A 3,308-nucleotide genomic window follows, 5' to 3' on the forward strand; every position below is an offset into this window, starting at 1 on the left:
CTGAAAACGGACGGGTCGAAAGTGTCAGACTTAAGCAATTAAGCGTTTTTCGCTATCTGCGTCAACCCCGTTGACGCGACCACCCTAAAAAAGTGGCGTGGTGAGGAATCGCCGTCCGTTTTACGGCGGCGAGGATGTCAAAAATCTAAATGTAAAAAACCCACACCTGTGAGATACCCACTTCCCCATACCTTTGAAACAGGATTTAGTATTACCGGTAACAGCAGCTACCCAATTTTTTTTGGTATTTGTTATGCTGATTGTTGGCAATTTGTAATCTTTGGGAAAGTTCCTCAATACTGCATGGTCGTTTCTGCTACAATTCCACCCCTAGCTCAAGATACCCTCACCCTAAAAGCGGTGTGGGCAAATATTGGCTATGATAGTTGTCCCCACCATTACAATTTCCATCTGCACACCCATTGTTCCGATGGTCAAATGAGTCCCCAAGACTTGATGAGACAAGCGTTAGATATCGGACTAAAAGGATTAGCAATTACTGATCATCACTCGATCGAAGGTTATCAACAAGCCCAAATTTGGCTAGAAAATGAGCATTTAAAGGGTTCTCTACCCCATCTCTGGACAGGGGTAGAAATTACGGCGAATCTCTTAGAGACAGAAGTGCATATTCTTGGCTATGGTTTCGATCCTACTCATACCGTTTTGACTCCCTATCTGCAAAGAGCCAAACCGGAAGGAGATCTAGCTTTGGCCTCTAGAGTCATTAACAGTTTACAGCAAGCGGAGGCCTTAGTGGTTCTCGCCCATCCCTTTCGTTACCATCGTCCCGCGGCCGATTTAGTGGCGGCGGCGGTAGAATTAGGTATTGATGGTATTGAGGCTTTTTATGCCTACGGCAATCCCAAACCCTGGCTACCGAGTCAACCGGAAACCGAACAAGCACTCGCTCTGAGTCGTCAATACCAATTATTTGCCACCTGTAGCACCGATTCCCACGGTAAATCTTTATTACATCGCATTTAGCCCAATTGCGGGATTAACTGTAAAATAACTAAATTGACTAAACTCGATCCCTTCTCGATCGAGTCTTGGTTTTTTATAGCCGTCAGCTTTTTCAGTGATCAGTAACCAGTAACCAGTAACCAGTAACCAGTGAAAGAGCCTAAATTTATTGAAAATTGAAAATTGAAAACTTAAAACTTAAAACTTAAACCTGATAACTGATCACTGATAACTGATAACTGATAACTGAAATCCCCAACATCTAACCCCCTGAATGAAAGATTTATTCCTTTACACTTGCTGGTTAATTCCCATTTATGGCTTAATTGGTTCGATTTTAACCCTACCTTGGTCTTTAGGCATTATTAGTCGCACCGGTCCGCGGCCGGCCGCTTATATTAACCTATTGATGACCGTCTTAGGGTTAATACACGGATCGATCGCTTTTAATCAAATTTGGCATCGAGAGACGATTAAACTGACTTTTGAATGGGTAAAAGTGGCCGATCTTAGTTTATCCCTTTCGATCGAACTTTCTCCCGTCAGTTTGGGGACGCTGGAAGTGATTACCCTAATCAGTCTCCTGGCCCAAATCTATGCCCTTGGCTACATGGAAAAGGATTGGTCTTTGGCGAGATTTTATGGCTTAATGGGCTTTTTTGAGGCAGCTTTGGGGGGAATTGCCCTGAGTGACTCCCTACTATTCAGTTACGCTTTCCTAGAGATGTTAACGGTCTCTACCTATCTCCTCGTCGGTTTTTGGTATGCCCAACCTTTGGTAGTAACCGCGGCGCGAGATGCCTTTTTAACCAAGCGCGTCGGCGATATTATTTTATTGATGGGTTTGGTGGCTCTGTCCAGTTACGGAGAAGGATTGAGTTTTTCTCAGTTAGAAAATTGGGCAGTAAATAACCCTGTAGGACCTTTGACGGCGACTTTGTTAGGATTAGCCCTTATTGCCGGTCCAACGGGTAAATGCGCCCAATTTCCCCTGAATTTGTGGCTAGATGAGGCGATGGAGGGACCAAATCCAGCCGGAATCATGCGGAATTCGATCGTGGTTTCGGCGGGGGCTTATGTTTTAATTAAGCTGCAGCCAGTGTTTACCCTATCTCCGATCGCTGCCAATGTTTTAATAGTGTTGGGGACAATGACGGCAATTGGTACGTCTCTGATGGCGTTGTCCCAAATTGATATTAAACGGGTTTTATGCCACTCCACCAGTGCCTATCTCGGTTTGGTCTTTATTGCGGTGGGATTAGGTCATGTGGATATCGCTTTACTAATTTTATTCTCCCATGCGGTCGCAAAAGCCCTATTGTTTATGAGCGCAGGAGCCTTAATTCTCACCACCAGTAACCAGAATATCACGGAAATGGGGGGAATTTGGGCAAGAATGCCGGCTACGACCACGGCTTTTTTAGCAGGTTCCGCGGGGATGACGGTTTTAATGCCCCTGGGGATGTTTTGGACGTTAAAACGGTGGTTAAGTGGTGAATGGGAGATTCCTTGGTGGTTATTAGCGGTTTTAATCTTTGTTAATTGTCTTAGCATCATCAATCTCACGCGGGTATTTCGTTTAGTCTTTTTGGGACAAACCCAAAGTAAGACCCATCGCACCCCGGAAGTGGCTTGGCCGATGGCTTTGCCCATGGTAGCATTGATTTTAATCGCTTTATTGGCCCCGATTATTCCCCTACGTTGGGATTTTTGGCTATCTTTCACCAATCCCCTCCTTAATAACCGGAGTTTTACTATTGTCTGGGGTTTTCCCTTACTGATAGCCTCTGGAGTAATTGGCCTAGTTATCGGGTCAATGGTAGAGTTAAGACGAGCTTGGGCGAGACCAACTGGGTTAATCCTGCGATTCTTGCAGGATTTGTTCGCTTATGACTTCTATCTCGATCGCATCTATCAGTTTACCGTGGTTTTAGCGGTGGGGAGCTTGTCAAAAATTACCGCTTGGCTCGATCGTTATATTATTGATGGTCTGGTTAATTTGGTCAGTTTAGCGACGATTTTTAGCGGCAGTGCCTTAAAGTATAATGTTTCTGGTCAATCGCAGTTTTATGTCTTGACTATTCTATTCGGAATAGGGGGATTAATCTGGCTCTTATTAAACGGTCAATGGTCACTGATAACTGATTATTGGTCATCCCTTTTGACTCGTTGAACCCCTTATAGAAAAGGTACTGCATTAATTAGGGTCTGCTGAAAAAGTTTTTCGGTGGGGGTTGGGGGTTGGGGGTTGGGGGTTGGGGGTTGGGGTGTGGGGTGTGGGGTTTTACCCATTTTCAGGTGGTCAATTACCTAATTTTCAGGGAAAAAGTCCCGGAATTTTC

The 3,308-nt window shown here is 44.8% G+C and carries 2 protein-coding genes; both read left to right on the plus strand.

The annotated features are described in order from the left end of the window. Nucleotides 1-303: 303 nt before the first annotated feature. Nucleotides 304-987 carry a PHP domain-containing protein gene (locus tag IM479_RS13555; protein ID WP_287684794.1) on the plus strand — a complete coding sequence of 228 codons (684 nt, stop codon included), beginning with the start codon at nt 304-306 and terminating at the stop codon, nt 985-987. A gap of 253 nt (nt 988-1,240) precedes the next feature. Then, nucleotides 1,241-3,139, plus strand: coding sequence for an NAD(P)H-quinone oxidoreductase subunit F (locus IM479_RS13560; protein WP_287077151.1), 1,899 nt, complete (start codon nt 1,241-1,243; stop codon nt 3,137-3,139). Nucleotides 3,140-3,308: the final 169 nt, after the last annotated feature.

The sequence above is a fragment of the Microcystis sp. M165S2 genome, from assembly GCF_020245885.1.
In the GTDB taxonomy this organism is placed as follows: domain Bacteria; phylum Cyanobacteriota; class Cyanobacteriia; order Cyanobacteriales; family Microcystaceae; genus Microcystis.